This is a genomic window from Corallococcus sp. CA053C (assembly GCF_003611675.1).
GTDB lineage: Bacteria > Myxococcota > Myxococcia > Myxococcales > Myxococcaceae > Corallococcus.
This window is the reverse complement of record NZ_RAWA01000485.1, coordinates 1-6,654: the sequence shown is the minus strand read 5'-3', so window position 1 is coordinate 6,654 and position 6,654 is coordinate 1. Positions and strand designations below refer to the sequence as shown.

General features: G+C 70.4%; 5 protein-coding genes and 1 pseudogene. 4 read left to right on the top strand and 2 right to left on the bottom strand.

What is annotated here, in order from left to right:
- Both D7V97_RS37990 and D7V97_RS37985 read right to left on the bottom strand, forming a co-directional pair.
- A pseudogene (locus D7V97_RS37990) lies at window positions 1–360 on the bottom strand (hypothetical protein); the annotation flags it as partial.
- A 47-nt stretch (window positions 361–407) separates the two neighbouring features.
- Entirely contained in the window at window positions 408–1,988 is a 1,581-nt protein-coding gene (locus D7V97_RS37985; RefSeq protein WP_199729103.1) for a collagen binding domain-containing protein, read from the bottom strand.
- A 223-nt stretch (window positions 1,989–2,211) separates the two neighbouring features.
- On the opposite strand from D7V97_RS37985, the gene mglB reads away from it, so the two are divergent.
- From mglB to D7V97_RS37965, 4 genes are all read left to right on the top strand, one after another.
- Window positions 2,212–2,691 (top strand): gliding-motility regulator GTPase-activating protein MglB, encoded by a 480-nt coding sequence (mglB, locus tag D7V97_RS37980; RefSeq protein ID WP_002637270.1) that lies wholly within the window; start codon window positions 2,212–2,214, stop codon window positions 2,689–2,691.
- Window positions 2,692–2,702: 11 nt separating this feature from the next.
- Window positions 2,703–3,290 carry a gliding-motility regulator Ras-like GTPase MglA gene (gene mglA, locus D7V97_RS37975; RefSeq protein WP_120615485.1) on the top strand — a complete coding sequence of 196 codons (588 nt, stop codon included), beginning with the start codon at window positions 2,703–2,705 and terminating at the stop codon, window positions 3,288–3,290.
- 200 nt (window positions 3,291–3,490) lie between these two features.
- Window positions 3,491–4,075, top strand: coding sequence for a dihydrolipoamide acetyltransferase (locus D7V97_RS37970; RefSeq protein WP_233583489.1), 585 nt, complete (start codon window positions 3,491–3,493; stop codon window positions 4,073–4,075).
- Window positions 4,076–4,089: 14 nt separating this feature from the next.
- Window positions 4,090–6,492 carry a tetratricopeptide repeat protein gene (locus D7V97_RS37965; protein ID WP_120615484.1) on the top strand — a complete coding sequence of 801 codons (2,403 nt, stop codon included), beginning with the start codon at window positions 4,090–4,092 and terminating at the stop codon, window positions 6,490–6,492.
- Window positions 6,493–6,654: the final 162 nt, after the last annotated feature.

Sequence of the window (6,654 nt, the reverse complement as noted above, 5' to 3'; positions counted from 1 at the left end):
CAGCACGATGCCGCGCTCCACCTTCATCACCACGCCCGTAGCGTCCGAGCCCAGCGCGAAGCGACCGTCGCGGCCCACCTCCACCGTCCGGCCGCCCGGGAAGCGCACGACCGCGGAGCCCTGCTCGCCCGTCTCCACCGCGTCGCCCGCGAGCAACGGCCCCGCCACGGCCGGCCCCACCTTGCCCGCGCGCTCCAGGCGCACGTCGCCGGACAGGCCCTCCAACTGCGCGAGCGGCGCCGCGGCCCCCGCGTCCACTTCGGCCACGGGCGCGGGCTTCGCCGCCTCTTCGCGCTCACACCCCGAGCAGCCACCGACGAGGACGAGCAGCGACAGCGCCAGGATTCGGACAGGACTCACTGAAACCTCGGCGGCGGACGGAGGGCGCGGGCGCGGGGCCTCGCGACTCACCGGCCCCTCGGGAACAAATCAACGTTGAAGATGGCCTGCTCGCCGTCGCGCACCGTGACGGTCTTGGTCTGCGACACGTGCCCGGGCGCGGAGAGCGTGATGCGGTACGTGCCGCCGCGGACGCGCGCCGTGAAGCCGCCCACCTTGTCCGTGCGCGTGCGCACCTTCGCCTGCGGGATGGACACCGTCGCCACCAGGGGCCGTCCGCTCCGGGCGCTGCGCACCTGGCCCAGCAGCGTGGCCAGCTCCTTCCGGCTGCGCACGGGAGTCAGCTCCACCCGCAGCTCGGAGGCCTGCCCCACCACCACCACCGCGGCCTCCTCCGCCGGACGGAAGCCCGGAGCCGCCACGGAGACGGCCACCGGGCCGGGCTCGAGCCCCTCCAACAGCGCCTCGCCCCGCATGTCCGTGCGCAGCGCGACGGTGCCCGCGGTGACGCGCACGCCGGGAAGGGGCACGCCGCCGCCCTTGCCCTGCACCACCGTCACCTTCAGGGACCCCGTGGTGGGCGCCTGCACCTTCTTGCGCAGCCGCACCTGGACCGGCGCGTTCTCCTCCGAGTCGCTGACGGTGGCGCTCTCCGTCACCTCCTCATAGCCCTCCACGCTCACCCGCGCGGACTGCGCGCCCGACGGCAAGAGCGCCCGCACCTCGCCCTGCGCGTCCGTCACCAGCTCCTCGCTGGTGCCGGGCGCCCTCAAGGAAGGCACCAGGACCCGGGCCCCGGCCAGCGGCGCGCCCGTGTCCGCGTCCACCACCCGCATCGGGACGAAGCCCTGACGCGGGCCTTCAATAGATCGCGACGCCCGCGCGTCGCCCCGCCACGCCAGCTCCAGCGCCAGCCCCATGCGCCGCAGCCGCTGCTCGGAGCGCAGCCCCACCTCCTCCAAGGTCATCGTGTCGCGCGCCTGCTGCACCTCCAGCATCAGCGTCCCCGTCCACCGCTCCCGGCGCACCACCGGGTGCAGCAGCGCCGCCCCGACGACGTAGCCCGAGGAGGACGCCTTCAGCCCTCCCGCGGCGTGCGCGGAGAGCGTCAGCGGCACCTCTCCTCGCGCCTCCAGCCGGAAGCCCGCCGGCAGCGCCACCAGCACCCGGCCCGACACCAGCGCCGCGTGCCGCACGCCCCGCTGCAACACCGGCGCGGTGGAGAACCCACCGAACAGCGGCAGCTGCGCGAAGCCGTAGCCCGCGCCCAGCTCCAGCCGCACCGGCCCCAGGAACAGGCGCCCGCGCGGCCCCACCGAGCCGCGCGCGAGGCTGCCGCCCGTGACCCGCACCGCCGCCGCGTCCCTCAAGTCGAACGCTTCACGCTGCAGATCCACCTGACCGCCCAGAAAGCCCGCCGTCCAACCCGTCAACGTGAGCGCGCCATCGTTCGGTGTCAGCCCGGCGTAGGTGAGCCCGGGCCCTACATCCACCTGCTGACCTTCGCGTTGGGCCAGGCCGTAGCGCAGGCGCAGCGAGGCGCGCTCCGGCTCGAGCGGCTCCGCCCCGGAGGCCCGGGAGCAGACGAGCGCCAGGAGGAGGACGAGCAGGCGCGGAAGGATGTCGGTGAGGGGGATCGAGCGGCGCAAGGCCCGGCGGAGTATAGAGAAGGAGGGCAGGTGGCCCAACCCGCGATACCGTCATTCCACCAAGAAGCGGCGCGGATCACGGCTGGCTTCTTGCTGGAGTGGAAGTGCTTTGCTAAGCATGACGACGGTCGGTAGCGCCTCGTCTAACCTCCGGGATTCACTCCAGAAACATCGGAGCGCCGCCGTGAGCGGGGCGAGCGAACGCTGAGGAGCGCATACGCCCATGGGCACGCAACTGGTGATGTACGAAGAGGAGTTCACCAAGATCAACGCCGTTTGCGACCGGCTCACGAAGGACGCGAACGCGAAGGTGGTCTTCCTCGTCGACAAGAACGGCCAGCTCATCTCCTCGGCGGGCCAGACGCAGAACATCGACACCACGTCGCTCGCGTCGCTGACGGCCGGCAACGTGGCCGCCATGGGCGGACTGGCGAAGCTGATCGGGGAGAACGAGTTCCCCAACCAGTTCCATGAAGGGGCGAAGGACAGCCTCTACATGACCATCGTCGGCAGCCGGGTGGTGCTGGTCGTCATCTTCGACAACCGCACGAGCCTGGGTCTGGTGCGCCTTCGCATCAAGAAGGCCAGCGACGAGCTGACGAAGATCTTCGAAAGCCTCGTGAAGAAGACCGACAGCCCCGGAGCCGGTTCGCCGTTCGCCGAGATCTCCGACGACGATATCGACAACCTCTTCAGCGAGTAACCCGGGAAGCCATGTCCTTCATCAATTACTCATCCCGCGAAATCAACTGCAAGATTGTCTATTACGGGCCGGGGCTCTGCGGGAAGACCACGAACCTCCAGTACATCTACAACAAGACGGCGGCGGACACGAAGGGCAAGCTCATCTCGCTCTCCACGGAGACGGACCGCACGCTCTTCTTCGACTTCCTGCCGCTGTCGCTCGGTGAGATCCGCGGCTTCAAGACGCGCTTCCACCTCTACACGGTGCCCGGTCAGGTGTTCTACGACGCCAGCCGCAAGCTCATCCTCAAGGGCGTGGACGGCGTGGTGTTCGTCGCCGACAGCCAGATCGAGCGCATGGAGGCGAACATGGAATCGTTCGAGAACCTGCGCATCAACCTGGCCGAGCAGGGCTACGACCTGAACAAGATCCCGGCCGTCATGCAGTACAACAAGCGCGACCTGCCCAACGCGGTGACGACCGAAGAGATGCACAAGACGCTCAACCCCCGGAACATGCCGGAGTACCAGGCCGTGGCCCCCACCGGTGTGGGCGTGTTCGACACGCTCAAGGCCGTGGCCAAGCTGGTCCTCACGGAGCTGCGCAAGGGCGGCTGATCGCCGCCTGCTTCCCTGCCGGGTTGGCTTGCCCCCTATCGGGCAGCCCCCGGCAAAGGATGGTATGACCTCGTGCCGTCGGGCAGAGCCGCCTTCCGAGGTCGTACCGTGCGCGTCGCATCCGCCACCTTCCGTCTCCTCGCGCTCCTGAGCGCTGGCCTTTCAGGGCCGGTGTTCGCGCAAGGGCCTTCACCGCGCGGGTGAAGACGCTGGAGGAGCAGGTCGTCGACCTGAAGGAGAAGATCTACCGCTCCAAGGCGCGCCTCCTGCTGTTGCAGGAGACGGTGATGGGCGGCGAGCTGTCCACGGGCGCCCGCGCGGTGCTCGTGCACAAGAACGAGATGGGCAACGCGTTCCAGCTCGAGTCCGTGGTGTACGCGCTGGACGGCGCGCCCATCTTCACCCAGGTGGACACGCAGGGAGACTTGAACCGGCACCAGTCGCTGGAGGTCTTCAACGGCCGCATCGTGCCGGGCCAGCACCAGCTCGCGGTGCGGCTCGTGTACCGGGGCAGCGGCTACGGCGTGTTCAGCTACCTGGAAGGCTACAAGTTCAAGGTGCAATCCAGTTACACCTTCAACGCGGAGTCCGGAAAGGTCACCACGGTGAACGTGGTGGGCGTGGAGAAGGGTGGCCTCACCACGGACCTGAAGGACCGGCCCGCGGTGCGCTACGACATCGAAGTGGCCAAGGACACGCGCACGCCCAAGCCGCCCGTCTCCGGGACGGAAGCGGCGCCGGGCGTGGTGCCCGAGCCGGCCTCCACCTCCAGCGGGACGAAGTAGGAGCGGGAACCGCCGTGACCGCGACGCTGCACGCCCTGGCCCTCGCCCTGTCCCTTGGGGCCGCGCCCGCGCCCTCCCCGGCTACCAAGCCCGGGAGCGCGCTGCCCGCGCTCCCCGCTTCCCTGAGCACGCGCGCCGCGTCCGTGGAGGCCGTGGAGGCGCAGCTGAGCACCGCCGAAGCGGGCCTGCGCTTCGTGGAGTCGCAGTTCACCGAGCGCCCCGAGCCGAGCAGCGCCGACTCGCAGTTGAAGCGCTTCTCCGAGGGGGAGCTGCACTCGCTCCTGGGGGACTGGGCCGCCGCGTCCGTCCTCTTCTACGACCTGGTGAGCGACCCGGACTTCAAGTCCAACCCGCGCTACCCCGAAGCGGTCTTCTACCTGGCGGACGCGCTCTACCAGCAGAAGAACGACATTGGCGCGCGGGTGTACCTGCGGGACGTGCTGTCGCTGCCCCTGACGCCGCAGCGCTACAAGGAAGCCGTGAGCCGCTACCTCGCGGTGGCCGCGCGGCTCCAGCAGTTCGAAGGCATCGACGCGTACGTGGAGAAGGCACGCGAGCTGTCCGGCGGCGTGCTGGCCCCGGACATCGCCTACGTGCACGCGCGCGGCACCTTCAAGCGCACGGACCTGTCTCCGGAGGAGCACCAGCAGCGCTCGCGTGCGCTGTTCGCCCCGCTGGCGCAGACGCCCGGCCGCTTCCGCGTGCAGGCCGTCTACCACCTGGGGGTCCTGAGCGTGCAGGCCGGGGACTACCCCGCCGCCATCGCGCAGTTCCAGCGCATCGTCGCCACCGGGCCGGAGGCCGTCGTGTCCACGGGCCTGCCGGAGCCGGAGGCCCAGCGCTTCCGGGAGCTGGCGCGGGTGTCGCTAGGCCGGCTGCTGTACGAGACGGGCCGCTACGACGAGGCGCTGGATCAGTACAGCCAGGTGCCGCGCGAGAGCGAGCGCTTCCCGGAGACGCTGCTCGAAGTGGCGGCGGCGTACGTGCGCAAGCAGGACTTCGTGCAGGCGAAGAACGCCACGGACATCCTGCTGCTCGTCTCACCGAACTCGCAGCTCGCGCCCGAGGCGCAGATCCTCCAGGGCCACCTGCTCCAGAAGCTGCGCCAGTACGACGAAGCGCTGGAGACCTATGACGGCGTGGTGCGCACGTTCGCGCCCGCGCGCGACAAGGTGGATGCGCTCCTGCGCGTGAACCAGGACCCCGTCGCGTACTTCGACAACCTGCTGGCGCGGAACGAGAAGTCGCTCGACGTGAGCACCCTGCTCCCGCCGCTGGCGCTCCAGTACGCGTCCACGCAGAGGGAGGTCGCGAACGCGGTGCGGATGGTGGGCGATCTGGACAGCGGACGGCAGGGCGCGGGCGAGGCGAAGGCCATCGCGGAGCGCATCCTGGAGGCGCTGGATGCGCGCGGGCCGGAGGCGTTCCCGGACCTGCAGGAGGGCTACACCCGCGTGGAGACCGTGGACACCGCGCTCACGGTGGCCGAGCAGTCACTCGTCCGCGCGGAGACGGCGCTGGTGGAGGAGAAGCTGACGCCCGCCGAGCGCGAGAAGCTGCTCGTCGCCCAGGGCGTTCGCGAGGCCCAGCGCCTGCGCTTCGCGACGCTGCCCACGACCACCCGCGAGCTGGAGGACCGCCGCCACCGCATGCAGGCGCGCGTGGACGCAGTGGACCGCGACGCCTTCCGGCTGGGGTACGAGCTGCAGAGCCTGCACGCCAACGCCGCCGCCGTGCGCAAGTGGGTGGAGGACAGCCGCGAGGACCGGCAGGCGGACCCCGCCGAGGAGCGCGAATTCCTGGTGCAGCTCCAGGCGGAGATCGCCACGCTGAGAGATTTGCAGTCGGAGCTGGACCACACCCGTGCCCGGCTCGCGACCGAGCGCCAGTCCACGGACACGTCGCTGGAGGGCGAGGCCGCCATCCGCACCCGGTACGCCGCCACGCTCCAGCAGGAGCACGCGGTGCTGCAAGCGGGTGAGTCCCGGCTGTCCGGCGAGGACACCCGCGTGCTCCTGCGCATGCACGCGGTGCGCACGCGCACGGACGTGCTGCGCGGTCGCGTCGCGGTGGCCCGGGTGGCGCTCCGCGCGCGGCTGGAGCACCGCGTACAGTCCATCCGCGACAAGGTGCGCGCCGAACAGGCGCTGCTGAAGGGCTACGAGCAGGAGGTGGCCGGCGCATCGGGCGACGCGCGCAACCTCGTGGGCCGCATCGCCTACGACAGCTTCCGTCGCGTGCGGCAGCAGTTCTACGAGCTGGTGCTCAAGGCGGACACCGGCACGGTGGACGTGGCCTTCAGCCGCACGCAGGACAACGCCACGAACATCCAGAAGGTCGCGAAGCAGAAGAGCGAAGCGCTGCGCGCGCTGGACACCGAGTTCAAGGACGTCCTGTCGTCGGAAGAGGGGGACTGAGAGTCATGCGCCGCCCCCTCCTCGCCCTCCTCATGGCCCTCGCGCCCGTGGCCGTTCACGCCGCGCCCAAAGCCGCCACCAAGACGGCTCCCAAGGCTTCGCCGAAGTCTTCGGCCAAGACGTCGCCCAAGGCTTCGGCCAAGGATGCCGCCGCTCCGACCC

Excerpts from the sequence above, each read along its gene's own strand:
- mglA (WP_120615485.1), top strand. The coding sequence starts at position 2,703 with ATGTCCTTCATCAATTACTCATCCCGCGAAATCAACTGCAAGATTGTC.
- mglB (WP_002637270.1), top strand. The coding sequence starts at position 2,212 with ATGGGCACGCAACTGGTGATGTACGAAGAGGAGTTCACCAAGATCAAC.